We start from the raw sequence: 25,249 nt of genomic DNA, 5'->3' as shown, positions 1-25,249 counted from the left end.
AATTGCTTAATTTAAAGGAACACCCAATCCCATCCCTCGGACTTCCGGTTGTACTCCACCGGAAGTCCTTTTGTTTTTGACCCAAAGGGTCAAAAAACCAAACACTACGGCTCGGTCATGTCCATGCAAGCATGGCCGCGACTCTCGCCTTACGCATTTGTGTTTTTTTTGCCCACACCATCCTCTTTCGCGACTCTCGGCCTACGCATTTGTGTTTTTGGACCCAGCATGCAATCTTGATTCCCGTCATGCTGAGCGCAGCGAAGTATCCAGTCACACTCCACCAACAACAAGACTTCACTGGATCCTTCCGCTTTCAGCGTCAGGATGACGGCGATGGGCCAGGATGTCTGCATTTTTCTAAATTCACTACTAACTAATAACGATCGACTAATGACTAACGACTACTTTATGAAAATAAAAGAACTTGCTCTGGGAACGCTTAGCCGCATCCTCCGCCTTGCAGGCATCCTCCTTATTATATATGTAAGCATGATCTTTTACCTGGCGCTTACCGAACGCCGAAACGCATTCCCGCGCGCAATCACCCACAACGAAGCTCGAGCCGCTATCGCAGACAAGGCAAAAAACATCAATTGCACACTCGATGACGGCACGGTTCTTGAAGGCTTCATTGTCGGAAACGAACAGAACAATGTCCTCCTTTATTATCCCGATGCCGACGAAGACGCAGCACAGTTCCTCGCCGAACTGGACAGCCTCCCCGGCTATGCCGCAGCAACATTCAATTACCGTGGAAGCGGAGAAAACAAAGGTACACCTTCTGAAGAAACATTCATATCCGACGCACAGATGATTCACGAATGCGCAACACAGATAAACGGGAGACCACCAAAAATCGTCGCTGGACGCGGGACAGGAGCCATTTTAGCGACAAAAATGGTCAAAAAGGAAAACAACATCCTTCTAATTGATCCAATTTGGAGTATTGCCGATGCAATTTCCGACAAATATCGCCTCCTTTACCCAAAATTTCTTGTCCGTGCTGACGTAAAGATCGAAAAAAAGGACATTTCCACCTCCAATAACGTAGTGATTCTGTCAGACAGGGCCCGTTTTAACGAGCGAACTAATACATTCAAGCTGTCATTTGAGGACATTAACTTATCAAAGCGAGGCTCTCAAACCCTATCCGAAGCCATATCAAACGTGATTATCCGCAAATAAAGAAAAAATTTTTTCATTTGTTGCAACATTTTACTTTTTTATTATTATTTTTTATACAACAGATGTTATTGGTTACGAAAAAGCTATTTTTATCATTTGTACATGCTTTTTTCGTGAAATTCTTTGACATTTGGACTATAAATTTTTATTTTATCGTCAATCAAAACAAAAAACAAACAAAAGAGGTGTAAATGGAAAACGTAATCGTTAAAATGGATGTTCGCGGCTTCATCAGATTCCCGGAAGAAGCTGTCAAGGCCCTCAAGCTCGACAAGCTTGCCACTCAGACCAAGACTGAAGATGGCAGAACAGTCGATGTCGGTCCTTATGTAGACGTCGAAGTCGATCCGGCAGGCAAGCGCATTGCAATCACGCCGATCAAGACCCCGAAGTCCACATCTTTCCGCTTCATTAACGGAATCATCGGTTCCAAGTCTAAGTTCCTTTACTTCAAGGGCGCATTCAATGCCATCGGTCTTCAGGTAGCAACCGGTGCTTACACTTTGGTCAAGGAAGGCAACAAGTATGTCTTCACTGCAAAGGGTTCCAAGAAGAAGGGCGAATGGACGACTCTCGCATGCCGTAACGCTGTGGGCAACAAGACCATGCTTTCCATCGACACCCGTGGTACCATCATTTTTGACCACAACACCAAAAATGCTCTGAATACTAAGGAAAACAAGACGATGGTTGCTGAATATGATGCAGCCAAGAAGACCTTTAAGCTGACCTTCAGCAAGAACAAGGGCTTCATCAACGTCCGTACAATCGCAAGCCATGCCAATGCATCGTTCATGGGTACGCTTTCCTCTCACGGCATCGCTCTTCCGCTCAAGAGCTTCCGTACTGAAAGCCAGGTCGACAAGAACGTCCTCACGTTCAGCGTCGCAGCCCTCGTCGCTCAGCAGAAGGCAGCAAAGAAGAAGTAATTCACTTTAGTTCCAGAAGAGAGGTGATAAAATGATTGAGGTTCTCAAAGTATTTTATCCGACTCACTATAATTTCGCAGCGTTATGTATATTACTGGTTCTCCTATTAATATATCTGCTGACGAAAAAGAACTACAAGTGGAGCATCATCACCTTAATCCTGCTCTTAGCGTTTAATATCGGTATATATAAGCGCACCGTAGACAGGGAGTGGACAATAACGATCGATCCGGAACCGTCGTCCGATCCATTCTATACACAGCAACCTCAGACAATGACGTTCTCTGTAAAGAAAAATTGGACGATTACTGACGAAAAAGGCGTTGTTCACCATTGGTGTTGGGTAGAAGAATATTGGCAAAAGTTCGCCAGCGTGGACCTAGTTGCTAAGCTCTGGGGTACAAACTCAAGCAAGAAACTGGTCAAATCATCAGAAAAACACGCTGAAGACCTTGAGAAATAGGTTTCTACCAGTCTTCGACTAAAGCGAAACAAGTTTCAGCCCGCCATTCTCCATACAGAGGATGGCGGGATTTTTTATAAACTCTCCGGGAGAAGCGACTACGCCATTGGGCGTATTCCAGATTCCTGCATGGTGGTGATGACCGTGAATGCAGTAATCGCAATGTTCCTTCTTCAGCATGCGGTCGCCCCATTCTAGATATTCATCAATCCGGACGACACGATGTTCGCCACATTTACGGCTGTTGCGCCCGACAAAACGGGCGATCCCCATTCCCCAGTCTGGATGAATCTGCTTAAATAGGAACCTATTTAACGGTAAATCCAGAATTTTGCGCATTATTCGATAACCGGAATCAGACTTGGGAACGCCATCGCCATGTGTAAAAAACACGCGCTTACCCTGAATTTCGAGAATCAAGGATTTATGGACAGGAACACCCAAATGTTTCGGGAAAAAGTCTCCATAGGCAAAATCATGATTTCCCTGCAAGACATGGACTTCTACACCAGATTCTACAAGTTCTGCAAAGGCGCGGTATAAATCGAAATGTGCCGACGCTATATAATAGTTGTACTCGTACCAGAATTCAAAAAGATCGCCAACCACGACGACATGACTCGCCTTGCCCTTCCACGAAGAAAGAAGCCGAACAAACATTTGCTCCCTGTCGGGGACCGCACCCGGCGGGTCGATTCCTAAATGAGCGTCACTAATAAAATAAGCAGGCAATTCCATAGGCACAATCTAAATAAAATCGATGACGTTCGTTTTTTTATATCTTTGAGACATGCGCTCCATCGTCAAATTTTCATGTTTAGCCGTCGCTTTAGCAGCATTTTTCTCTGGATGCTCCATGAAACTTACACAGGGGAACCTCGAAGGAATCCCCCTGACAACCGAAAAAAACAGTTTTTTCGGAAATATACCGTTCATTTATGGCGGTGATTCTCTTGAGCTATCACAGGATTTGCTGCGAGCCTACACGGAAGCTGCAAGCGCTACAGATTTTCCGCGCGAAGCCTGCCGCGGCGAAGCGACTATCAAGGCAACAGTCCAGCAAAACGAACCGAACTCCGCCTGGAATATCGGCGTCCTCATTCCGCTATGGCCAATTCTCCCCGTCAATGAATCCTGGACATACGCCCTTTCGGCCAGAATATTCTGCAACGGGGCGCTTGTACGCCATGTGGAATTCATTGAGCAGCAAGACGTTAAAGCCATTCTTTACGGGCGCATGCGCACAGACCTCGTGAACAAGGCTTCCAATGAAATGCACCGCAAGCTCGTGCAGCGTCTGGCGTTTGAACTCAACGCAAACAGGCTCACCGATTTAAACAGCGCAAGCGACTATTAGCACTTAGTTATTAGTCATTGTAGAGAAACGTCATTCTGAGTTCCGTAGGGACGAAGAATCCAGTAAATTCTTGTCTACGCACTACTAGATACCACAAAGAAACTTCGGCACTTAACTAGATCCTTCGACTTCGCTCAGGATGACACATTCTTCCTACTTCCTACCGCCTACAAACCACTAATCACTATTTTTCTTTCGTCTTTCGTCTCTCGTCTCCCGTCTAAAATCTATTTTTACATCATGTCATACACTTTATACATCGTAGCGACTCCCATCGGGAACATGGAAGACATCACCTACCGCGCTGTGCGCATCCTTAAGGAAGTTCCCCTCGTCCTTGCCGAAGACACCCGCCATTCGAGAATTCTCTTTGACAATTACGGCATCACGACGCCCATGGAAGCCTACCATGACTTCAACAAAGAAAAGGTCACGCCCAAGTACGTTGACTTCTTGAAGAACACTGGCGACATCGCACTCGTAAGCGATGCTGGAACGCCCGGCGTTGCAGACCCGGCATTCAATCTCGTGCGCGAATGCGTTCGCGAAGGAATTGATGTCCGTGCCATCCCGGGACCGTGCGCGATGATTACCGCACTCGTCTCGTGCGGCATGCCGACCGACCACTTTACGTTCCAGTATTTCTCTCCCAAGAAGAGCGCCCAGCGCATCCACTTGCTCGAGAAGCTGAAAGACGAAGAAGCGACACAGATTTTCTACGCAAGCCCGCACAACATCGACAAGTTCGTCGAAGAAATCAAGCTTGTCTTTGGAGATATCAAGATTGCATTGATGCGCGAACTTACCAAGAAGTTCGAGGAACACCTCATCGGAACGCCGACGGAGATTTCTGCGCACTTCAAATCGCACCCGCCCAAAGGCGAATTCGTACTCGTGTTCAATCCTCAAGACAAAAGCGGTTTGTGAGATTCGGGCATGAGGTCGAGCTTCGCTCTCTGAGCACGCTACGCTTTCGGCTATGAGCAAATTCTAAAAAGCATTCAACCTCACAATCCCATACCTGACAACCTCAAAGCGAAGCGACCCCAAAGGCGCAACGCGCCGACCCCATAGATAAAAATGACTACTGATCATATTTTAAATAAACTGAAGACTCTTCCGCGGGCGTACAAGGTTTACGTCGCGATTCTTGTTGCCGTTGAATTCGTGTTATTCTTGTTGCGTCCGGATACGCCGGGGCTTTACACGCAACTTCCGCAGCTTTTGCCTATCGTTGCAGCAATCCCGTTCCTGTTCTTCAAAAACGCCCGCCGCCCGTTTGCGCGGTTCATGAATACATACGGCATCATCGTCTTTGCGTTCCTAGCGCTGGATTACGTCACGCGCAGCCATGCAGGGCTTTTCCAGATTGTAACGACGTTCATCCCGATGATGCTTTACTGGTTCTCGCTTTTTGCACGCTGGAACGTGAAGCTCTTTAAGCAAAAAGACGCCCGCATCGCTCTCGCCCTGGCTACAATTTCCTGGATTTTCGTCGCATTCGCATTCCCGCCCCTGCCGCTTGGTCCCGCTATGCTCGTGCTACTTGTACCATGGTTCATCATGCTCAACAAGTACAATCGCGAGACCGCAGTCTTTGCGACATTCTGGGCAAGCATGGTCTACAATACCATCAATTACTACTGGATCCGCAATGTGATGAACGTAGAGACAGCGCCTTCGGGACTCATCTTCCTCGGCCTCATCCTCCTCATCGCATACCTCAGCTTGTTCAATGTCCTCGCCGCATTTGCTTATTCCACCGCCAAGAATTTAAAGATCAAGGGCAAAGCCTACCTGCTGATCCTCTTCCCGGTTTTCTTTGCAGGAATTGAAATGGTGCGCACAACAGGTGACTTCGCATTCCCGTGGAGTCATCTCGGCTACACATTCGGTAACCACCTCGAACTGATTCAGGCTCTTTCCATCATCGGCGTATTCGGCTACTCCATTCTCATTGTCGCCTCGAACCAGGCCGTCGCTTATGCATTCTTGCAGAAAGGCCGCAAAAAATTTGCGATCTTCGCCATTCCTTTCGTGATTTTCCTGACTCTTTTGATTCACGGATCTTGTGTACTCTCATCCTCTGAAGCTTCTCCATACTATAACGCCGACGCTCCTGAAAATCCGTCAATTGCCATGGTGCAGCCAAGCATTACGCAAGGCGTCAAGTGGAGCAAAACCCGTTTCGATTCCATAATCACCAAGACATTTAACATGGCGCTGGACAGCGCTCAACCGGGCACCAACATAATCCTCCTCGCTGAGACAGCAATCCCAGACCACATCCGTAGGCAGCCGATCATTCTCAGACGTTTGCACCAAATGGCAGACATGAGAAACGCAAGCATCCTGACCGGAGCGCTGGACTACAAGCGAATTTCAAACGACATGAACAACCCGCGTCGCTTCGAGATCTACAACGCATCATTCCTGTTTACGCCAGGTGACAATGATTTTCCCAAGCGATACATCAAAAAGCATCTCGTTCCTTTTAGCGAACGCATTCCTTTCGATGACGTTTTCCCCATTTTGAACTATGTCGATCTTGGCGAAGGCGATTTCGTTCCCGGAAAGGAAACTCCAGTTTACGGTCCTTACAACTGGACGCCCTACATCTGCTACGACGCGATTTTCGGAGATCTCATCCGAGAAGCAATCCAGGCCGGTTCCCGCCTGATGGTAAACATCACGAACGACGGATGGTTCGGCCGCAGCACAGCGCCTTTCCAGCACCTGAACATCGTACGCCACCTCGCTGTAACTTACGGTTACCCGGTTGCTCGCCTTGCAAACAGCGGCGTATCAGCATTCATCGACCAGTATGGTCACTACGATCAGAACACGAACATTTTCGAAGAACGCGTCATACAAAGAAAGATGCCCCTCAAGACGAGGAGCACCATCTACACATCTGTCGGTGAATTCTTTGAAAAGTTCTTGCTCTGGTTCTTTGCGATCTACCTTGTAGCGATGTTTGCGCTTGGAAAATTGAAAAATAAGTTATAGCAAACCTTACTCAATGATGTCTTTCCCGCGAAAGCGGGAATCTCCTTCTTGTTAAGTGAAAATGGAGACGCCCGCTCGGCGGCGGGCATGACAGCATAAAGGACCACTTAAAGCAACAGCATCGGCGGCCAGTGGCCAGCCTTGGGGCGTTCCTTAAATTCTGCTTTTGGCAAAAACTCCTTAAGCTTCAGCGTCCATTCTGGTTGGACAGTCGCATCCAGTCGTCCATAAAGCACCTGAATATTCTCGCTGTTCGGGATTACGGATTCTACGCGATGCGACGCCAAGTACATAAGCCCCTTAGCCAGAGACTCCGCATCGTATTTTTTGGCTTCATTGAACCAGTCGTCCTGCCAGTCGCCAAAATCATCCTCAAACAGTTCCATGAAGGCTTTGAGCGCAGGTTCAGTAGTTGTTTCTAGCTGGTGAGCCATAAAATGCAAGTTCGGCACAGTCCAGTTACCGATTTCATCGCAAAAATCGGCATAAGGCGAAAGCAATATCCACTTTTGCCCCTTTTGAGGCCCTTCCGTAGAACACATCAGCGACAAAGCACCGAGTCCCCAAGCCACAACCGTAGAGCATTTCTTGAAATCAGGAATATTCTCCGGCTTTTCCAGAAAATCAGCCATCAAGCTATAAGCCACATAATTATGGTTTGCTGAAGGAGCGACGTCCATCAGATCATCCTCCCAAACACCCAAATTTGAAGCCCAATCTGGCAGCCAGATCCATTTTTCGCTCATTTTCAACCTCACTTTAAGTGAAGAATCTACCTAACACTCTCCAAACTACATAATTGTTAACAAACTTCCCAATATCAACGAAATTTTTTTAACAAACGTAGCTCTAATGGTATATATATCCAATTTTCCCTTTGATAGCAACTCTTAAAAAAAGTATTTTACAATTCGTATTATTTGTTTACTTTCGAAGGCAAAACATTGTATATTATCTGTATAAAAAATGTAGGAAACTCTTTAAAAAGAGATTTTGTAATATGAGACACTTGATTCCATCTCTCTGCTTAGCACTCCTTCTGGCCGAAACAGCCTGTTCCGCACCGCACGCTGTAAAGCGTGGCGATTCTGATGCACGTCAAAAGAACGCGGCTACACGTCAAAGAGCAGAAAGCGCCTACGACGAATTAAATGGCTATGGTTCCACAGCCGGAAGTAGCACCAAATCTGGGATCAACACAGCATCCAAGAAGGTCGCGGCAACGGCTGCGGCAGCCGAAACGTATATCGACCAGGATGCCGTACAAGGAGCATCCCAGCCCGTCATCATGGTTTCTCCAGTCTTAACCATGAAGGATGGCGTCCCGGACATGTCCGCTGAAAGTCCGTACTCCCGCACAACAGCAGAAGCCATCAACGGGTTCCTCACCAAGAAGAACTACGAGGTTAAGTCCATCGATGGCCAGTCCGAATTGAGCAGTATCCTCCAGATGCAAAGCGACATCGCCAATACCGAAGACGACTTGTCTTACCTTGCTAGTGTCGCTCTTGATGCCGACATCTATATCAAGTACGCTCCAGAAGTTACAAACGAAGAAGTTTCCGTTGAAGTTTCTGCATACGAGACCTCGACCGCCCGTCTCCTCGGTTCACAGTCCGCTGTCGTTCGCAACAATGGACACACTTCCAAAATCAACATCAATTCAAACATTGGCGCTGCAGTCCGCAAGGCAATGCCTGGACTGGAACAAAAGATCCTCAATTACTGGAAAATGGATCTTGCCAAGGGTACCCAGTATAAAGTTGTAGCAAATATCAAAGGCGAATACTCCGACAGCCAGACTGAAGATTTGCACGATGCCATCATGAAAGGTCTCAAAGGAAACTTTAGTTCCGTGAAAGTCAATGTCATGACCGCAAAGACTCTGGACTTTGTCATCTATGCCAATCCCATAAAGTACAGGGATTCCCAGGAAGTTTACTCGAAGATCAGACAGATTTTCAAGCCAATCGCAGAGACAAAGAAAATCAACATCACACGTAAGCTGATTTTGATGGAGCTGAATTAGCAATGAATATAAAATCCCTTATCCTTTGCGCTTGCCTCGCTATAGTTCCAGCAATGGCAGGGAAAATCGTCACCTATACGGCAACGTCGAAAGTTTCACAAGAAGAAGCGAACAACGCGGCTATTGCAGGTGTTGCTAAACAAGTTAAATCCCAGGTTTCAGCAACACAGACGCAAACCAAGTACGAAGACATCACCAACGGGAAAAGTGTTCTTGGTGAAACTTACCGCGCAAAGAATAACGTGAAAAGCAATGTCGTTCTCAAGGGCGTCAAAGTCACTCCGGTCAAAGCCGATAAGGGATTCAAGGCAACTGCGACTCTTGATATGGACGAGTTCACAGCAAGTCTCCAGTTCCGTTTGAAAACGCTACAGCAAGAAATTGCAAAGCTCGAAAAATCTGCAAGAAAAGCAATCGATACACGCGTTTACGTCAATGCGGCCAACGACCTTGAAACCGCAGAAGACAAAGTCAACGAATACAACTTCTACTTACTGCAGCTTGCCGATGTCTATCCGCTCAATGACAGCCACCGCTTACAGCACGGTCTCCCGGAAATCGAGAAAGTCCTCATCGAAAAGCTCTCTAGCCTAACAATCACGACTACAACTGAACCCAATTTTGAATTGACTCGTGCAGAAATGCCGTCCTGGAATGTGATTGTCAAGGATTCCGTCGGTCCTGTGCCGAGCTTCCCGTTAGTTGCCCGCCAGAGCAAGACTCTCTCTGAACGCCGCACACAGAAAAACGGCATTGCAACATTCAAGCTCCGCAACGTGAACTACGAAAAAGGACCCTATGTAATCACCGTGGAACCCAATCTTCCTTTAGAACTTCTGAAAAAAACAGGTTTGAGAAACGCTCTTGAAGTTCCGTACCGCGTGAAGCTTTCTCGTTGTGAAATCAAGCTTGAATGCGACATGATTGCAAACACTTGCAACGCTCTCGAAAATGCACTTTCCAAGAAGTCCATATTCGTCACCTCCGATGAAGAAGCGAGCGTACCGGAACTCAGCGTTGAAATTGACAACACATTCAGAGGCAGGCTCGGATTCATTTCATCTTTCGATTTCTCCATAGCTATCAAAGGTGACAAGGTAAACTTCTTCACGACTTCCAAAGGTGTCGGCAAGACTGAAGTCGACGCCACAATTAGCGCGATCAAGAAAACGGACTTTAGCCCGCTCCAGAAACAGCTGTTGCCGCTCTGTAAGAATTAGTTGGCACAACTTCGGGCCTAATAGTTTTTATCTTTACAAAGCCGCTGGTTAGCGGCTTTTTTCTATGAGAAAAAGAGTTTTATCAATACTGTTTATTCTGTTGCTCGCAATCCCAGTTGCGGCAGGTTTTCGCGTAAACAAGGCGGGACTCCCGAAGCGCCCGCAGAACAGTTACGTGTACGATGAAGATCGCTTGATTTCAAAACAAGAAATTCAGTTCATCAACGCACTTTCTGAAGAACTTTACAAGAAAACAGGCTTTGGGCTTGCTGTAGCACTCATCCATGACATCGGCTTTGCAGACTTTAGAGATTATGCCTTGAACATTGCCGAAAGCTGGGGCGTTGGCGGCAAGACGAACGAAGGTGTCCTGATTTTTGCGGCGATGAAGCAGCACAAGCGCAGCGTCGAAGTCGGCTATGGAGCCGAAGGCTACTTGCCCGATGTGCTTGTGGAACGGCTCCAGCAAAAGACGATTGTGCCAGCATTCAGAGTTGAAAAGTACGGTCAAGGCGTCATGCTATTGGCTTGGGAAATCGCTCAAGTTGTCGCTAAGGAAAAAGGCATTACGATCGAGGTCAACACTGACCAGCTCCCGCAAGAAGAAGAAAACAGTCCGTTCGGACTCGCACTCATTATTTTCGTGATTCTGTTCTTGCTCGTTTCGAAGAACGGCGGCGGACGCGGAAACGGATGCCTCTGGTTCTTGCTCGGAAACGCCCTTAGCAATAGCAGTCGTGGTCACCACCGCGGCGGTTTCGGCGGAGGATTCGGGGGATTTGGCGGAGGCGGCTTTGGAGGCGGTTTCGGCGGTGGATTTGGAGGAGGCCACTTTGGCGGTGGCGGCTCCGGCGGAAGCTGGTAATTTAGAGGTTCCCTATGAGAAAGATTTTAAGTGTTGCAGAATTTCAGAATTCGGAATGGCCGAAGCTCTTTGAAGAAGCGTTCGGCGACAATCTCGTATCGGCATTCATTCACGGCGATTGCCTTATGGAAGGATATTCTGCGCTGGAATTTCCGTGGACCGTCAGCTTTATCTTGAAGTCCAATTCCGTCGAAGACATGCTCCCCTTGCAGAAGCTCACAGCAAAGGCAAAGCGCGAGAACATCGAGTTCAATCACGTATTCACCCGTTATGAAATCAAGTCTTCGCAGGACGTGTTCCCGCTGGAATTTTTGCATATCAAAAGCCGAAATGCAACGATTTGTGGCGAGACGCCGCTTGCAGACTTCAGCCCGAACCTTGCAGAACTGCGAATCGAATGTGAACGCGAACTGCGCGGATTGCTCGTGCATTTACGCCGGGCATTCCTCTACATCAAGGAAGATCGCCATCCTCATGGAATTTATGTGCGTTCTCAGCCGACGCTTTTGCCGTTGCTTTACGGCGTCTATTTCCTTGCGACCGGCAAATATCCTGAAAATCACGAACAAGTTTACGAGATGTTCCCAGGAGTACGCATTCCAAACATGACCGACGACAAAAATTTGATTATATCAAACATCAACAAGCACATCGAAGCCGTTACCGCAATCGTGAATCAAGTCGATGCGATGAAAGTTTAATGAGGTGGCGGATCAATCGAGTTTCCGTTTCCAAATTGGCTCGTCAGTAATAGACTGCCGAGCTTTTAAAGAATCATCAATATTATAACTTCTTAGTCTCCCAATTACACTCATTGTTGGTACAGACTTTCGTCTCCGTTTCTTTTTATATTGGCCATCATCGCGACTAACAGGTTTATCAAGGACGGATGTCTTAAATCCGTCTTTATAGGTTTCTTCCTCTATCAGTTCTCCGTTTTCATTCCATTTTTTCCATACACCAATGGGCTTGTCTAACTCATAGTATTCTTCAGCCTTTAAACGTCCATTTTCAAACCACGTTTTTCTAACGCCGTCGAGCTTTCCATCGTTATAATGTTCTTCTTCAGCGATTTTTCCATCTTCAAACCACTTTTTCCGAGCGCCTTCTAAATGACCATCTTTATAATAAAATAAGGATTTCAATTTTCCATTTTTATACCATCTTTTCCATACTCCATGAGCTCTGTCTAATACATAATTATCTTCCCATTGCATTTTGCCGTTATCATACCACCATTTCCAAGTTCCATAACGTTTACCATCTTTGTAAATGACCTTCGATTTCAGGCGACCATTTCTATGCCATTCTGTCCAGGTACCTTCATACTCGCCATTCTTATAGAACCGTTCTTCTTTCAATTGTCCATTTTCGTGCCACGCTTTCCAAGCGCCATCAAATTTCCCTAACTTATACGAAATCATTTCTTTCAATTTGCCATCTTGATACCATTTTTTTCTGACACCATCTATTATACCAGATACATAAAAAGATTCTTCCTGCAATTGTCCATTCCAATACCAAGATTTCCAAGTCCCGTTTTTTTTACCAGACTTGTACATTCCTTCGTGTGACAAAAGACCATTTATATGCCAATTTCTTGACACACCTTCTTGTTGACCCAATCTGTAACTATATTCCCCAAACACTCGCCCAGTGTTATGCCAAATCTTCCAGATGCCATCAATTTTTCCTGACTTATAAAACTTTTCAGAACGCAATTGACCATCATCAAACCAACCTTTACTAGACCCATCTCGCACTCCGTTCTTATAATGTTCTTCTGATTCTATTTTTCCATTCGCATACCATTCTCTACTTACGCCATCTCGAATAAATTCATCTTTACAATCCGAAATTCGACGACAATTCTGAATCCAGTAACTATACATTTTACCTTTATAAAATTCTTCTTTCGACAATTGCCCATTGCTATGCCACCATCTCCAAACACTATCCCGCATACCATCATAATAAAAGCCTTTAAATGCTAGTAGTCCATTTTCGTGCCACTTTTTCCAAGCACCTTCTGGTTTGTCATTTTTATAAAAACCCATCTCATTTACTTCTCCACCCCAATAATAAGAGATGTATTTGCCCTCTTTGATATTTTTGCAATATGTTGTAACGGATTTTAATACTCCATTACCGTGATATTCTTTGCGTTCTTCTTTGTCACAAGCAGCAAGGAGCAAAACAGAAGCAAAAAGCAGCGTGAATAAGACGACATTTCTCAGTTTCATAATCAAACTCGTTTATTGCAAAATATCATTTATTTGGAATAAACATTACTTGAAGGAACATGATAATCCCTAAAATACGCTCCATATTCAAACCAATGTCTCTCAATACAATCTTCCTGACAATTATTGTAATTTATTTCTGTTGCAACCTTTCCATTTTCGAACCATGAACGCCATAAGCCCGTAAACAAGCCTTTTTTAAATTTTCGTATTGCAGACAATTTTCCATTTTCATACCATTCCTTGTGAACACCATCAGGTTCACCATCTTTATAATATTCTTTTTTCTTTATTTTCCCGTTTTCATACCATTCCCTACATTTTCCAGTTTTCTTACCTAATTTATATGAACATTCCGATTGTAAACGACCATTTTCATGCCATGATTTCCAAACACCATTTTTCCATCCATCCTTGTAGCTCTCGATATTTTTTAATTTGCCGTTTTCATACCATTCCTGGCATTTTCCGTCTTGTTTGCCTAATTTATATGAACATTCCGATTGCAAACGACCATTTTCATGCCATGATTTCCAAAGACTATCACGTCCATCTTTGTAATATCTTTCTCTTCGTAATTTTCCATCATCATACCATTCTTTTCGAATAGCATTCCGAATAGACGTAGCACCATTTTTCCACCCTTTTTTGATGTTCTCAATATTTTTCCATTTCCAGTTTTCAAACCATTCCTTCAAAAATCCTTCTTCACTAAAAGACTCTGCAAGTAACTTACGAGATCCATATTCTTCAACACAAGTGCGCCATTTTCCATCATCAAACCCTTTAGATGATACTATTTCTTCTTGCAGATTGCCATTTACATACCAACATTTATAAGTAAATATTTTACCATCTTTATAATCCAGAACCTCTTTTAATTGTCCATTCATATACCATATTTTCACAACGCATTTTTCCTCATTTTCAGTTTTATAACGCCATTCCTTCAATTGTCCATTTTCATACCATTCTTTTTCAAAACAAACTTTATCATAATCGGCTTTATATTTGCAAAAACATGCGTCACAAACACCAGCTTCGTATTTCACCTCAGTTTTCTGTTGACCGTTTTCAAACCATTCTTTCCAAGAGCCATCTTCCAAATTCTCTTTGTAATATTTTACACTACGTAATTTTCCTTTTTCATACCAAGTTTTCCATTCTCCATCTACTTGACCCGATTTATAATTTACTTCTTCTGCGATTTTTCCATTTTCGCGATATGTATTCCAAGCCCCATCTTTCTCGTCATTTTTATATTGCCCCTTTTCCCATACTTTTCCATTCTCGTAATACGAGATGTACGGGCCATCTATTACACTATCACGATATGTCGTAATGGATTTTAACGCACCGTTACCGTAATATTCCTTACGTTCTTCTTCATCGCAAGCAGCAAGAAACAAAACAGAGGCAAAAAGCAGCGTGAATAAGACGACATTTCTCAATTTCATAATCAAACTCGTTTATTTTGCAAATTAATAACTTTCAGCAATTTACAACTTGCACACACGATTGATTATAGACAATCAGTTAAATTATCGTAAATAAAAGGAGATGCCCGGTCGAGGCCGGGCATGACAACATTGGTTTAACGAACTTATTCTGCGGTTTTGCGGTAAGCTTTGGGAGAAACTCCGACGAGGCGCTTGAAGAACTTGCCAAAGAACGAGACGTCCGGGAAGTTCAGAATCTTGGAGACTTTCTGGATGTCTCTGGATGACGAGCGCAATAGCACCTTTGCATCGAGAGCGATGTGTTCGTCAATCCAACGCTTGGCATTCTTGCCCGTCTGCTCTTCGGCAACGGCAGAGAGATACTTCGGCGTGATTCCGAGTTCATCGGCATAGTACTTCACAGAATGCTGCTCGCGATGCTTTTCGACAACGAGGTCAATGAACTGCGCGAATAGCACCTGGCCACGGCTCTTGACCACATCCGTTGTAAGCGGTTCCTCGACAAAGCCGATACATTCATACAAGAGGCCAATCAGGTGATTCTTGAGAACTTGCAAGCGGCATGAATTGTTTTCAGTCGTTTCAAACTTTTTCTTCAGGAATTCGAAGCTTGTATTCAGGCGATCGAACTCATCCTTATTCAGTTGCTGAAGCGGATTTTCCCGGAACCTTAAAATCAAGCGCGTATTGTCGTCAAAGCGAATGATCAGTTCATCAATCATATTCTTGGAGCAAGCGATACAGATTGGATCAAAATCTTCTGACGCTTTCTTGGCTCGCAAGACCTGCTCTGGGAAAACGACAAACAAAGCACCCGCCTCAAGATGATAGGTCTTAAGGTCAAGTTCAACATCCACAGAGCCTCGTTTCACCAAGAGGAGCACTGCCGCCTGTACTTTTACATAATTTTCAAGTCCGAATTCCTTGAGATTGCTAAACATGGCAATCTTGTCAGGCAACACATTTACTTGCTGTAAATAATTCAATATCGAAAAATCCGCCGTGCGGATATTCGCATTTTTATGAAAAGGAATGTCATTCATTATATGAACATCATAGAAAAAAGTAGAATGAATGTCAATTATTAAAAAAATGGATTTCCACCCAATTGCATTACGAGAAATGATGGATTCCCTACGCTTCGCTTCGAGGATGACATTTCTAAAAACCAGTAACTAAGGACTAATAACTCCATTAGAATAGTTTATAGCTGAAATACATGGTGTACGCAAAGACGCCTCGGCTCATGGGTTCAAAGAACTCAGAGGAATATGCAGCAATCTTTGCATAAGTATCCAGGCGGCCTCCTACAGAAAAGACATCCGTCAGATCATACTCAACCGAAGTGTAATTCATCAGCAACATATCCCAGCCATCGGCGCCATAGTGCGGAAGCGAACCAGGAATTGTATGCAGAACATCGATAATCATTTTATTTTTCAAACGAAACTTTTTCCCAACCAGCACTTCAACACCTAAAACATACTTTGCGCCCATGTTGTACTGGTAATTGTCCATATCAGATTCATATTCCGGATGTACAGCCTGGATCAAGTCATCATAGCCCATGTCCGTTGTTCCAAGCAGAATGAAATAAATCTGGTGGTACATGCGGAAGCGAAGCGATGGCAAGAGCCAGAGCGAAAAATCGATACCCGTTCCGATAGAAATTGTGCCGACCGTTGCGAAGTCGCCATAGAATGTACAATAGTCGAGATAGGTTGCAAAGTCCACCCAGTGTCCACGACCATGAACCCCAACGTTTGTAAGTTTTCCAGTCACATCAAGCTGAAAAAGCGTACCATCGGGGCCTACTTCCCCCATAGCAAATAAAGTAAAATAATCAAAAGGACGTTTGACCTTCCTGAACGGTTTACCATATTCGATCTCGCCACCATACATGATATGCTTATCATCCCAGCGCTGGTCCAGATCATCCTCGTTGCGGCCACCAAACCTGTAGATATTTCCAAAACGGGAACCAGCTCCTAAGAACAAGGACAAGTCCATCGGAGTGTTTCCTGTAATGCCATCGCGATTTCCAAAGACCTTTCTTTGCAGATATGCGGCATGGGCAAGTCCAAACGCACCGACTTGCTTATACCAGGAAGATTCATCAACCCCATAAAATTTTCGCGAAAGCCTGTAAAGGACTTCGCCATAAACGGCTCCGCCAATAGATGTCGCAATAAGATCGTTCGGAGCCGGATATTCCGTTTCTGCAAACATTTCCCACGTGTAACTGCCAATTGCAGAAAACAGAAGACTCGCATAAAATCCATACCCCGCACCGCGAGCAAAGTTGTAATAAGTCGCCCCCTGATAAGGATGCCCATAGAAATTAATGGCCCAATGGTTGTGATCCCATTCCCACCCTTCCTTAAAATTGCGCTTCCAGAAACTCGGGCCAGTACGGGCATAATCCTTATCAAGGACATAGCGGTCCCAAGCCCATACAAACCCGTTAAATCCAAAAATTTCGCCCAGAACAATGAACGGAGACAGCTCCTTGGGCTTGTTCAAGACTTCCACATCAAGAGTATCCTCAAAAGTCGTATTTGTAATAGAATACTCGACATTGATAGAATCTTCGGATAATGTCTGTGGCGGAACCGAAAACAAGGGTATAACGCCCAACGGAATAGGGTTCGTCACATCAGGGACCATGCCTTTGGAAATATCTTCACCAAATACACTTACCGACAAAAATAAAAGTAATGGCAATAATTTTCGATACAACATATCACACTCTTTGGAGTAAAAAGTAGAACTTTGAAACAAAAATTTAAAGAGGAGTCTCGACAACTCCTCCAATTAAGAGATTGAATGACAAATATTTAAGATAAAAGGTTACTTCGTCTTGAGCAAGTTATCGAAGTAGACGATTGTCTTTTCGAGGCCCTGGCGTAAGGGAATTGTCGGTTCCCACTTGAGGGCGCTCTTGGCAAGCGTGATGTCCGGACGGCGCATTTTCGGATCGTCACCCGGAAGCGGCTTGTAGACAATCTTGCTCTTGGAACCCGTGAGTTCAAGCACTTCTTTAGCGAGTTCAAGCATCGTGAATTCGCCAGGATTGCCGATGTTGACCGGTCCGATAATCTTGTCCTGGTTCATCATGCGGACAAAGCCTTCGATGAGATCGTCCACGTAGCAGAAGCTGCGGGTCTGGCTACCATCACCGTAAATGGTAATGTCTTCGCCATTGAGCGCCTGGACAATGAAGTTCGAAACAACGCGGCCGTCATTCGGGAGCATGCGCGGACCGTACGTATTGAAAATGCGGACAATGCGGATATCGACCTTGTTCTGGCGGTGGTAATCCATGAAGAGCGTTTCGGCGACGCGCTTGCCTTCATCATAGCAGCTGCGGATGCCGATGGGGTTCACGTTTCCCCAGTAGTCTTCGGTCTGCGGATGCACAGCCGGGTCGCCGTAGACTTCACTTGTGCTGGCCTGCAAGATGCGGGCCTTGACGCGCTTTGCAAGGCCGAGCATGTTGATTGCACCCATGACGCTTGTCTTGATGGTCTTTACCGGGTTGAACTGGTAATGAATCGGGCTTGCCGGGCAGGCCAAATTGAAAATGCGGTCCACTTCCAGAAGAATCGGCTCGGTCACATCGTGACGGATGAGTTCAAAATTGCGGTTGTCGCGCAGGTGGGCAACGTTAGCCATACGGCCTGTGAAGTAATTGTCCAGGCAAATGACTTCGTGACCGTCATTCAAAAGTCTTTCGCAAAGGTGACTTCCTAAGAATCCAGCACCACCAGTAACTAAACAACGCATAAAAACTCCCATAAAGCGTCTGTATAGTGGAAATATAGTAAAGGAGCGGCTTTGCCGCAGTTATTAGAACTTAGAACTTAGAGCTTAGTAGACTTATAAATAGGAGATGCCCGATCAAGTCGGGCATGACAATTCAGCATCAAGCTTAACAGCTAGATGGCGGGGCAATGCCCGCCATGACAAATTCGAATTAAATTCTCATCGAGATGTCGAGGGCCTTGACGCTGTGCGTGAGGGCACCGACAGAGATGAAGTCGAGACCAAGCGTCGCAATCTGCTTCGCACGTTCGAGCGTCATGTTGCCAGAACCTTCTACAAGACACTTGTCGCCGCTTTCCTTGATAATCTTCAAGGCTTCGGCCATCATTTCGTTGCTCATGTTGTCGAGCATGATGACATCGACACCCTTGTTGAGGAGAGCGCGGAGCTGGTCGAAATTTTCGACTTCCATTTCGACCATCAAGCCCTGCTTGTTGTTCTTCTTGACGACTTCAAGAGCTTCGAGTACGCCACCGGCAGCTGCAATATGGTTATCCTTCACGAGCACCATGTCAAAGAGGCCCATGCGGTGGTTGGAACCGCCACCGACGCGAACGGCGTACTTCTGCAAAGTACGGAAACCCGGAATCGTCTTGCGGGTGTCGAGAACCTTGGTCTTGCCGCCCTTCAATGCTTCCTGGAACGTGTGAGCCACAGTAGCCACGCCGGAAAGCTGCTGGATGAAGTTCAGGAGCGTGCGTTCGCCTGTCAAAAGTTCGTGCGTTGTTCCGTCGAGTTCGGCAATCAGGTCGCCCTTCTTCACGACGTCACCATCTTTCTTGTGGAGCGTCACCTTGGCATTTGCCTTGAGTTCCTGGAACACGAGTTCAATAATCGGGAGGCCGGCGAGCACACCATCTTCTTTGGCGATGAGGCGGGCATGCTGTTTCTGGTCTGCGGGGATGGTCCATTCGCTGGTCACGTCGCCCGTGCGAACGTCTTCCGCCAAAGCGAGGCGGATCATGGTCAAAGCATCTTCGGTTGGGAATACTGGAGTAGAATTATCGCCGTACATTACTGTGCGCCTTTTCCGGTTAAAACAACGTAAACTGTTCGTACAAGAATCTGGAAGTCCAAAAGCAAGCTCATATTCTCGTAGTAATACATATCGTACTGGAGCTTGATCTGCACATCTTCGATGCTCGTATCATAATGGTGGCAAACCTGAGCCCAGCCAGTGAGGCCCGGTTTCATCTTGAGGCGGCTGATGTAGAACGGAATCTGTTCACGGAGCTTGCCGATAAACACGGCGCGTTCCGGGCGCGGACCCACCATGCTCATGTCGCCTTTCAAAACACAAAGAATCTGCGGAAGTTCATCAATGCGGGTTTTGCGCAAGAAGCGGCCGATTCGCGTAATGCGCGGGTCCTTCTTGGTCGCCCACTGGGCACCGAACTTTTCGGCATCGGTACGCATCGTGCGGAACTTGTAGACCGTAAACGGCTTGCCGTAAAGGCCAATGCGTTCCTGCGAATAGAAAACAGGGCCATGGTCATCGAGTTTAATCGCAATGGCAGCAAACAAGCAGACCGGGAGCGACAAAAGCCCGAGGAACAAGCCAAAAGCAATATCGATAATGCGCTTGACACGCACCTGCCAAGGCGGCATCGTAAACGCAAAAAGTTCCTGCAATTCAAAACCGTAAACAAGGTTTGCCTTGAAGCGGCCATTCACGACGCTATAAAGTTCAGGAACAATGTAAATATGGAGCGGGAGTTCGCAAATCCAGACGAGCACGCGCATAATCTCTTGCGGAGAAGTACTTTCGTGCGCAATGATAATGCCGCTGACCTTGTACTTCTTGACAAGTGCAGGCAAATCGGAATACTTACCGAGAACCGGGACCTTCGCAAACTTTTTCGGCAAGACCTGGTAGCGTTCATCGACAAAGCCTACAACGCGCTGACCGCGTGCAGGAGTCCTTGCCAAATCTTCTGCAATCTTTCGGCCCGCTTCCGTAGCACCAAGCACAAGGATGTTGTTCGCCCCATAGCCCTTACGGAGCAACGCCCGCAAGAAGATATAGATGAACATGCGGAACAAGCCAACGAGCAAAATGGCTAAACCGCCATATATAAATATCCACGGGAACCGAGATCCATAGAGATAGCCTTCGCTGAGCGGTTGATTCGTGAAGACCTTCCCCATGAATTCAGCACCGAAAAGACAAACAATTATCAGGACCACACCGATTACGACTGCACGGAGGACTCGTAAAACCTGATGCGTTCTTGATAACAAAAGCCAGGAGCGATACAATCCGGCAAAAGCAAACAAGGTCAGCCACCCGATATTCAAGACGAGTCCGAACTGCCAATAGCTTTCGAATGTCTTGGTCGGGTCGAACTTGTCTACGATAAGGCCACTATGGAACTGAACCCAAAACGCCAAGGCGAAACAAATCGACAAAGCGGCAAAATCCGAGAGGATTAAAAGAATTCGTTCCATAGTAGTTGCGCGAATCATATACGACCTTTAACTTTAATTAAGCGAGGAAGCGGATGACCTGGCTCTTCTCAACGATTTCGGAGAGAGAGTTCACAGCATCGACAGCCTTGGAGAGCTTGCTATCGAGAGTCTTTTCCGTAATGACGACGATGGACACCTTGCCCGGGTCGTTCACGTTCTTCTGGATAATCGTTTCGATAGAGATGTTGTTGTCTGCAAGGATCTTCGTGATCTTGGCGAGCACACCGCAAGCGTCACGGGATGTGAAGCGGAGGTAGTAGCGGGCGCTAGTTTCAGAGATAGGAACGAGCGTTGCAGAGTTTTCGACATTGAACCAGCCCATCGGGAGTGCCTTGCGGCTGCCCTGGTCGGTAGAACGAGCGAGGGACACGAGGTCTGCCACGACTGCAGATGCGGTCGGGAGGCGGCCTGCACCGGCACCGGTCTGGACCGTTTCGCCGAGGTTGTCGCACTTGAGGTAAACAGCGTTGATGACGCCGTTCACGTTAGAGAGCAAGTTCGTGTTCGGGACGAAGCACGGATGGACACGGGCGTCCACGCGGTCGCCGTCACGGTGGTAGATGCCGAGGAGCTTCACGCAGCAGCCGAGTTCCTTGGCAAATGCGATATCCTGGGCGGTAATCTTGGAAATACCGGTGACGTGAATCTTTTCGAAGTCCACGCGCTTGCCGCTGCAAAGGCTAGCAAGGAGGGCCGTCTTGTGGGCGGAGTCGATACCTTCGATATCGAAAGTCGGGTCAGCTTCAGCAAAGCCGAGCTTCTGGGCGTCCTTCAAGACGACGTCGAAGTCGAGACCTTCTTCAGCCATGCGGCTCAAGATGTAGTTGCAAGTACCGTTAATGATGCAGCTCAGGCTTTCGACCGTAGAGCCAACGAAGCCTTCCTGGACGCTGCGGATGATAGGAATGCCACCGCCGACAGCAGCTTCGAACAGGACATGCAAGCCCTTCTTTGCGGCGAGCGGGAAAATTTCGTGACCGTACTTGGCGAGGAGAGCCTTGTTAGCCGTCACCACGTGCTTGCCGCTTTCGAGAGCAGCGAGGATCCACTTGCGCGGCATGTTGTAGCCACCGGCGAGTTCCACGAGAACATCGATATCGTCGCCAGCAATCATTTCGTCGGCATTGGTCGAGACCTTGTAGCCCTTAGCCTTGTACGGGGCCACTTCTTCTTCGGACTTAGCGCAGATGCAAGCGAGCTGCAGTTCAACGCCAAGCTTTTCCTTATATTCGGCAATCTTCTGTTCAAGAATCTGAATGACACCACCACCAACGGTACCCGTGCCAATTAAACCAATACGCAACATATAGCGTCTCCATTTTAAATTTTACGCGCTATAATGTAGAAAAATCATTTCAATGTTTTCAACAGGGAATCCAGACGGTGGGTCATTTGCTCAGCACCAGCTCGACAGAGGTGGTCATCATCGTAGTTCATGCCATTGAGATAATCGTGCTCCCCCATCTTATGCTGGTCAAAGAAGGTGAAATTGTCATATTTCTGGGTCAGCGCGTTTAAACGTTCAATGATTTCTGGAGCATCGCTATTGCGTAGCCCGTACTTTCCGTAAGCATTCACGTTCTTGTAATTCGGATTTAGCGGCATTTCTACACCGACCACCTTAATACCTTTTGCCTTTGCCAACTGGATAATTTCAGTCAAGTACCCCAAAGTCTCTTCAAGGCGCACACGCCCCGTATCAAGCCACGCCACATCCCTTTCGGCGTAAACAGACGACCTCCAGTCGCTACATCCTTTTAAAGGCATATACCCCCGTTCGGTCAAGTTGGCTGAATACGAGGAAGCCTTAGGAACATTCTGCGTATGCTCCAACAAACCTTCGGGAACGCCCAACTTCCAGAAATCGTGATTGGCATCGTAAACATACCCCTTGATTTCTGGACTTTTAAGATAAAAGAAACTGTTTTGCTTTGTCAGCCAAAGCCTATCCAGCGCAATTTCAATGATAATGTACTTTAACTTTTTATAATGGGGCAACACGTAGTTTACCGCCATATAATAGGAACTATGAAGATTGCCATGAGCACTAGCCAGGTTCACCACAAAGAACTGCTTACTGAACAAGTCCGGGATTATGCCATGATGCGGCCTGGAAGACCCAAAAACAACGACATCGGCCTGGTCCATATAGGTCCAGACAAGCTCCATCTTATAACTCCAATGCGCTTCCTGGAATTCATTGTTTTTCACATAAAATCCTGCGCTATCCTCATCCAGCACAAACTTTTCAACCAGATTTTCCGAAGAACTGCTAGAGCTTTTTTCGTCATTGCGAGAACTCGAAGAGTTCGAAGCAATCTCTTCACTGCTGCTTGATAATTCGGAACGTTCAACAGACGCACTAGAACTAGAAAGCGCCTTCGTTTTCCCCTGAATCCAAAGACTCGGATGCCACAGTTCATCGCCTTCGACAAGATATGTAATAGAGCTATCGGGCAAATGGACGAGGACAATTTTTGAATGAGCGCCATCCGAATTTGTAAAGGTCGCCACAATATTCTGGTTCACGCGCCCAGTCACCCATTCAGGATGGTCAAAAGCATAGCCATAAGGAGCCTTTACATATTGAATAAGGTTTCCGGTACTATCCGCCACAAATAGAATTTCATGAACCTTGTACTTATCGCCCACAAATTTTTCACCCGTGGCGCTATGGAAATCGAGAAATGACGTACGCTTGCTAAAATCTCTCGAAAGCGACACATTGCAAGATTGTTCCCCATTATACCAGACAGTCTCTTTTCCGTTGACATTAGCCCGAAGAATTTTCGCCCCCGTAACGGCAAGCCTTCCGTCTTCGCTGACACCACCATGGTACGAACCATCAAACAACTTAACAGGTTTTCCGAACTTTCCGTTTGCAAAAGGAACTTGCCACGTGCTCATGCTCTTGAAGGATTTTCCGCTCGAATTGTTACCGGCTCCCGTCACATAGGTAATAACGGTATCACCATTTTCTAAAACATTCCAGCGAGGAATTGCGGCACTCTCTACATCCAATTTCACAATACCAGAGTTGCCATCATCCAAATTACGGACATAAACCTGAGACTTGCGATCTAGCCCCTCAATCCCCGTACAATAGGCTACCTTGCTCCCATCCGGTGAAATATCCGGGTGATAAGCCGGCACCGAATCCACTAGTTCAACAACTTTACTTTCGTTGTCATAATCAATGTAATTGAGGTTCCCTGTAGCTTCGTTCTTAAAGACAAGCTTAACTTTAGAAGTCTTTGTATAATCCCACAGTTTCAATACCGATGAAACCACTTTGACAGGAGAATTTACGATTTTTCCGCCTTGATCCAAAAAAGCCGCATCAGGGATTACGCCAATCGCCAAACGAAATCCAATATAGTCATCATAGGTAGATGGACTTACAGGATACGTTCCCCCTCTTGAATAAAGGCTTGACGAAGCTCCACCCTTGATAATTCGCTCATCGACATCATTTGTACTGGAAGCGCCCGCATAATTTATCATGACCTCATTTTTGAAAATACCCTTGTAGTCGTTGACATACTCCTTCTCTCTTTCGAAGCAATCCAGGCATTTATCTTTTTGTGAGGCCACCTTAACCCATTCCGCTTCGGTCGGAAGCCTAAACCCCTTCCTATTGAGAAGGAAAGATAGCCCAGCAAGATTCACGCAACGGCCGTCTTTGTCAAATTCCGCACTAGAATATTCATAGACAGTGTCCAAATTTTCTGTTTTACTTTTTTCATTCGCAAAGAGAACGGCATCAAAAAAAGTCACATTGACAACAGGCAAGCTATCCGGGCCACAATCGATGCGATTTTCAACAACCGATTCATCAATGACCGATTTAAATTCACCACAAGTTACTTTATGTCCGTCCACCCAATAGTCATAGTCGAGCAAAACTTCCATTTCCGGAGATTCGTCTATTTTGGCACCTTTCTTGTTTGTACCCAAAACAACGGTATCCTTGGACCCCTCGACAAGCAACATTTGCCTCTGCATGACCGAATACGGAATATCCTCGCCTGGAGAACTCCCCCCTTCCGAATGACACCCCAAAAAAAATGCCGCAAAAATTAGCATCCAAAAAAGTCTAACTTTCATTTTCTATCCTTCTATGAAAAATCTAATAAAAATTCTTCAATTTGAAAACATTGATTTACAACGCCTAAAAAAGCACCCTTATTGA

Annotated in this window: 21 protein-coding genes; 10 read left to right on the top strand and 11 right to left on the bottom strand. The window is 46.1% G+C overall.

The window, feature by feature from the left end; translation table 11 throughout:
* The first annotated feature begins 411 nt into the window (after nucleotides 1–411).
* The 3 genes from B7990_RS00875 to B7990_RS00865 all read left to right on the top strand — a co-directional run bounded on the left by B7990_RS00875 (nucleotide 412) and on the right by B7990_RS00865 (nucleotide 2,580).
* The gene (locus tag B7990_RS00875; RefSeq protein WP_088639918.1) at nucleotides 412–1,188 is read left to right on the top strand and encodes an alpha/beta hydrolase; all 777 of its coding nucleotides are present in this window, start codon (nucleotides 412–414) and stop codon (nucleotides 1,186–1,188) included.
* Nucleotides 1,189–1,379: 191 nt separating this feature from the next.
* Entirely contained in the window at nucleotides 1,380–2,117 is a 738-nt protein-coding gene (locus tag B7990_RS00870; protein WP_088639188.1) for a hypothetical protein, read from the top strand.
* Between the two features lie 31 nt (nucleotides 2,118–2,148).
* Nucleotides 2,149–2,580 (top strand): hypothetical protein, encoded by a 432-nt coding sequence (locus B7990_RS00865; protein ID WP_088639187.1) that lies wholly within the window; start codon nucleotides 2,149–2,151, stop codon nucleotides 2,578–2,580.
* 18 nt (nucleotides 2,581–2,598) lie between these two features.
* Here the strand turns inward: B7990_RS00865 and B7990_RS00860 are convergent, their stop codons facing one another.
* A complete protein-coding gene (locus tag B7990_RS00860; protein ID WP_088639186.1) occupies nucleotides 2,599–3,318 on the bottom strand; it encodes a UDP-2,3-diacylglucosamine diphosphatase in 720 nt (239 codons plus the stop codon).
* A gap of 118 nt (nucleotides 3,319–3,436) precedes the next feature.
* Here B7990_RS00860 and B7990_RS00855 point away from each other — a divergent pair, with 118 nt between their 5' ends.
* From B7990_RS00855 to lnt, 3 genes are all read left to right on the top strand, one after another.
* On the top strand, nucleotides 3,437–3,937 hold the full coding sequence (locus B7990_RS00855) for a hypothetical protein (protein ID WP_254917256.1): 501 nt from the start codon (nucleotides 3,437–3,439) through the stop codon (nucleotides 3,935–3,937).
* 240 nt (nucleotides 3,938–4,177) lie between these two features.
* Nucleotides 4,178–4,864, top strand: coding sequence for a 16S rRNA (cytidine(1402)-2'-O)-methyltransferase (gene rsmI / locus B7990_RS00850; RefSeq protein WP_073423278.1), 687 nt, complete (start codon nucleotides 4,178–4,180; stop codon nucleotides 4,862–4,864).
* Between the two features lie 153 nt (nucleotides 4,865–5,017).
* Nucleotides 5,018–6,946 (top strand): apolipoprotein N-acyltransferase, encoded by a 1,929-nt coding sequence (gene lnt / locus B7990_RS00845; protein WP_254917255.1) that lies wholly within the window; start codon nucleotides 5,018–5,020, stop codon nucleotides 6,944–6,946.
* 107 nt (nucleotides 6,947–7,053) lie between these two features.
* Here the strand turns inward: lnt and B7990_RS00840 are convergent, their stop codons facing one another.
* Entirely contained in the window at nucleotides 7,054–7,692 is a 639-nt protein-coding gene (locus tag B7990_RS00840; protein ID WP_088639916.1) for an alpha/beta fold hydrolase, read from the bottom strand.
* A 254-nt stretch (nucleotides 7,693–7,946) separates the two neighbouring features.
* On the opposite strand from B7990_RS00840, the gene B7990_RS00835 reads away from it, so the two are divergent.
* The 4 genes from B7990_RS00835 to B7990_RS00820 all read left to right on the top strand — a co-directional run bounded on the left by B7990_RS00835 (nucleotide 7,947) and on the right by B7990_RS00820 (nucleotide 11,761).
* Nucleotides 7,947–8,975 carry a hypothetical protein gene (locus B7990_RS00835; protein ID WP_088639184.1) on the top strand — a complete coding sequence of 343 codons (1,029 nt, stop codon included), beginning with the start codon at nucleotides 7,947–7,949 and terminating at the stop codon, nucleotides 8,973–8,975.
* A gap of 2 nt (nucleotides 8,976–8,977) precedes the next feature.
* Nucleotides 8,978–10,195: a hypothetical protein gene (locus tag B7990_RS00830; RefSeq protein ID WP_088639183.1), complete on the top strand. Its 1,218-nt coding sequence runs from the start codon at nucleotides 8,978–8,980 to the stop codon at nucleotides 10,193–10,195.
* Nucleotides 10,196–10,259: 64 nt separating this feature from the next.
* Nucleotides 10,260–11,060 (top strand): YgcG family protein, encoded by an 801-nt coding sequence (locus B7990_RS00825; RefSeq protein WP_088639182.1) that lies wholly within the window; start codon nucleotides 10,260–10,262, stop codon nucleotides 11,058–11,060.
* Between the two features lie 14 nt (nucleotides 11,061–11,074).
* A complete protein-coding gene (locus tag B7990_RS00820; RefSeq protein WP_088639181.1) occupies nucleotides 11,075–11,761 on the top strand; it encodes a hypothetical protein in 687 nt (228 codons plus the stop codon).
* Between the two features lie 12 nt (nucleotides 11,762–11,773).
* Here B7990_RS00820 and B7990_RS00815 read toward each other — a convergent pair whose 3' ends face one another.
* The 9 genes from B7990_RS00815 to B7990_RS00775 all read right to left on the bottom strand — a co-directional run bounded on the left by B7990_RS00815 (nucleotide 11,774) and on the right by B7990_RS00775 (nucleotide 25,062).
* Complete coding sequence (locus tag B7990_RS00815) at nucleotides 11,774–13,303, bottom strand: toxin-antitoxin system YwqK family antitoxin (protein ID WP_088639180.1); 1,530 nt, start codon at nucleotides 13,301–13,303, stop codon at nucleotides 11,774–11,776.
* A 29-nt stretch (nucleotides 13,304–13,332) separates the two neighbouring features.
* Nucleotides 13,333–14,760: a toxin-antitoxin system YwqK family antitoxin gene (locus B7990_RS00810; protein ID WP_088639179.1), complete on the bottom strand. Its 1,428-nt coding sequence runs from the start codon at nucleotides 14,758–14,760 to the stop codon at nucleotides 13,333–13,335.
* A 146-nt stretch (nucleotides 14,761–14,906) separates the two neighbouring features.
* On the bottom strand, nucleotides 14,907–15,806 hold the full coding sequence (locus B7990_RS00805) for a helix-turn-helix domain-containing protein (RefSeq protein WP_088639178.1): 900 nt from the start codon (nucleotides 15,804–15,806) through the stop codon (nucleotides 14,907–14,909).
* A 151-nt stretch (nucleotides 15,807–15,957) separates the two neighbouring features.
* A complete protein-coding gene (locus tag B7990_RS00800; protein ID WP_254917254.1) occupies nucleotides 15,958–17,505 on the bottom strand; it encodes a DUF3943 domain-containing protein in 1,548 nt (515 codons plus the stop codon).
* 108 nt (nucleotides 17,506–17,613) lie between these two features.
* The gene (locus B7990_RS00795; protein ID WP_088639177.1) at nucleotides 17,614–18,549 is read right to left on the bottom strand and encodes a UDP-glucuronic acid decarboxylase family protein; all 936 of its coding nucleotides are present in this window, start codon (nucleotides 18,547–18,549) and stop codon (nucleotides 17,614–17,616) included.
* Between the two features lie 190 nt (nucleotides 18,550–18,739).
* On the bottom strand, nucleotides 18,740–19,603 hold the full coding sequence (nadC, locus tag B7990_RS00790) for a carboxylating nicotinate-nucleotide diphosphorylase (protein WP_088630674.1): 864 nt from the start codon (nucleotides 19,601–19,603) through the stop codon (nucleotides 18,740–18,742).
* A complete protein-coding gene (locus B7990_RS00785) occupies nucleotides 19,603–21,036 on the bottom strand; it encodes a sugar transferase (protein ID WP_254917253.1) in 1,434 nt (477 codons plus the stop codon). Before B7990_RS00785 ends, nadC begins: the two co-directional genes overlap by 1 nt.
* A 37-nt stretch (nucleotides 21,037–21,073) precedes the next feature.
* The gene (locus B7990_RS00780) at nucleotides 21,074–22,363 is read right to left on the bottom strand and encodes a homoserine dehydrogenase (RefSeq protein ID WP_073423289.1); all 1,290 of its coding nucleotides are present in this window, start codon (nucleotides 22,361–22,363) and stop codon (nucleotides 21,074–21,076) included.
* Nucleotides 22,364–22,407: 44 nt separating this feature from the next.
* Entirely contained in the window at nucleotides 22,408–25,062 is a 2,655-nt protein-coding gene (locus tag B7990_RS00775; protein ID WP_254917252.1) for a TIGR02171 family protein, read from the bottom strand.
* Between the last annotated feature and the right edge of the window lie 187 nt (nucleotides 25,063–25,249).

Origin of the sequence: Fibrobacter sp. UWB4 (assembly GCF_002210345.1) — a bacterium.
Taxonomy (GTDB): Bacteria; Fibrobacterota; Fibrobacteria; order Fibrobacterales; family Fibrobacteraceae; genus Fibrobacter.
Note: the sequence above shows the minus strand (reverse complement) of the source record. Positions and strands in the feature narration are given on the sequence as shown.

Excerpts from the sequence above, each read along its gene's own strand:
- B7990_RS00855 (WP_254917256.1), top strand. The coding sequence starts at position 3,437 with ATGAAACTTACACAGGGGAACCTCGAAGGAATCCCCCTGACAACCGAA.
- B7990_RS00820 (WP_088639181.1), top strand. The coding sequence starts at position 11,075 with ATGAGAAAGATTTTAAGTGTTGCAGAATTTCAGAATTCGGAATGGCCG.
- B7990_RS00825 (WP_088639182.1), top strand. The coding sequence starts at position 10,260 with ATGAGAAAAAGAGTTTTATCAATACTGTTTATTCTGTTGCTCGCAATC.
- B7990_RS00810 (WP_088639179.1), bottom strand. The coding sequence starts at position 14,760 with ATGAAATTGAGAAATGTCGTCTTATTCACGCTGCTTTTTGCCTCTGTT.
- B7990_RS00795 (WP_088639177.1), bottom strand. The coding sequence starts at position 18,549 with ATGCGTTGTTTAGTTACTGGTGGTGCTGGATTCTTAGGAAGTCACCTT.
- B7990_RS00865 (WP_088639187.1), top strand. The coding sequence starts at position 2,149 with ATGATTGAGGTTCTCAAAGTATTTTATCCGACTCACTATAATTTCGCA.
- B7990_RS00840 (WP_088639916.1), bottom strand. The coding sequence starts at position 7,692 with ATGAGCGAAAAATGGATCTGGCTGCCAGATTGGGCTTCAAATTTGGGT.
- B7990_RS00835 (WP_088639184.1), top strand. The coding sequence starts at position 7,947 with ATGAGACACTTGATTCCATCTCTCTGCTTAGCACTCCTTCTGGCCGAA.
- rsmI (WP_073423278.1), top strand. The coding sequence starts at position 4,178 with ATGTCATACACTTTATACATCGTAGCGACTCCCATCGGGAACATGGAA.
- B7990_RS00875 (WP_088639918.1), top strand. The coding sequence starts at position 412 with ATGAAAATAAAAGAACTTGCTCTGGGAACGCTTAGCCGCATCCTCCGC.
- B7990_RS00815 (WP_088639180.1), bottom strand. The coding sequence starts at position 13,303 with ATGAAACTGAGAAATGTCGTCTTATTCACGCTGCTTTTTGCTTCTGTT.
- B7990_RS00775 (WP_254917252.1), bottom strand. The coding sequence starts at position 25,062 with ATGCAGAGGCAAATGTTGCTTGTCGAGGGGTCCAAGGATACCGTTGTT.
- lnt (WP_254917255.1), top strand. The coding sequence starts at position 5,018 with ATGACTACTGATCATATTTTAAATAAACTGAAGACTCTTCCGCGGGCG.
- B7990_RS00805 (WP_088639178.1), bottom strand. The coding sequence starts at position 15,806 with ATGAATGACATTCCTTTTCATAAAAATGCGAATATCCGCACGGCGGAT.
- B7990_RS00785 (WP_254917253.1), bottom strand. The coding sequence starts at position 21,036 with ATGGAACGAATTCTTTTAATCCTCTCGGATTTTGCCGCTTTGTCGATT.
- B7990_RS00830 (WP_088639183.1), top strand. The coding sequence starts at position 8,978 with ATGAATATAAAATCCCTTATCCTTTGCGCTTGCCTCGCTATAGTTCCA.
- B7990_RS00800 (WP_254917254.1), bottom strand. The coding sequence starts at position 17,505 with ATGTTGTATCGAAAATTATTGCCATTACTTTTATTTTTGTCGGTAAGT.
- B7990_RS00860 (WP_088639186.1), bottom strand. The coding sequence starts at position 3,318 with ATGGAATTGCCTGCTTATTTTATTAGTGACGCTCATTTAGGAATCGAC.
- B7990_RS00870 (WP_088639188.1), top strand. The coding sequence starts at position 1,380 with ATGGAAAACGTAATCGTTAAAATGGATGTTCGCGGCTTCATCAGATTC.
- B7990_RS00780 (WP_073423289.1), bottom strand. The coding sequence starts at position 22,363 with ATGTTGCGTATTGGTTTAATTGGCACGGGTACCGTTGGTGGTGGTGTC.
- nadC (WP_088630674.1), bottom strand. The coding sequence starts at position 19,603 with ATGTACGGCGATAATTCTACTCCAGTATTCCCAACCGAAGATGCTTTG.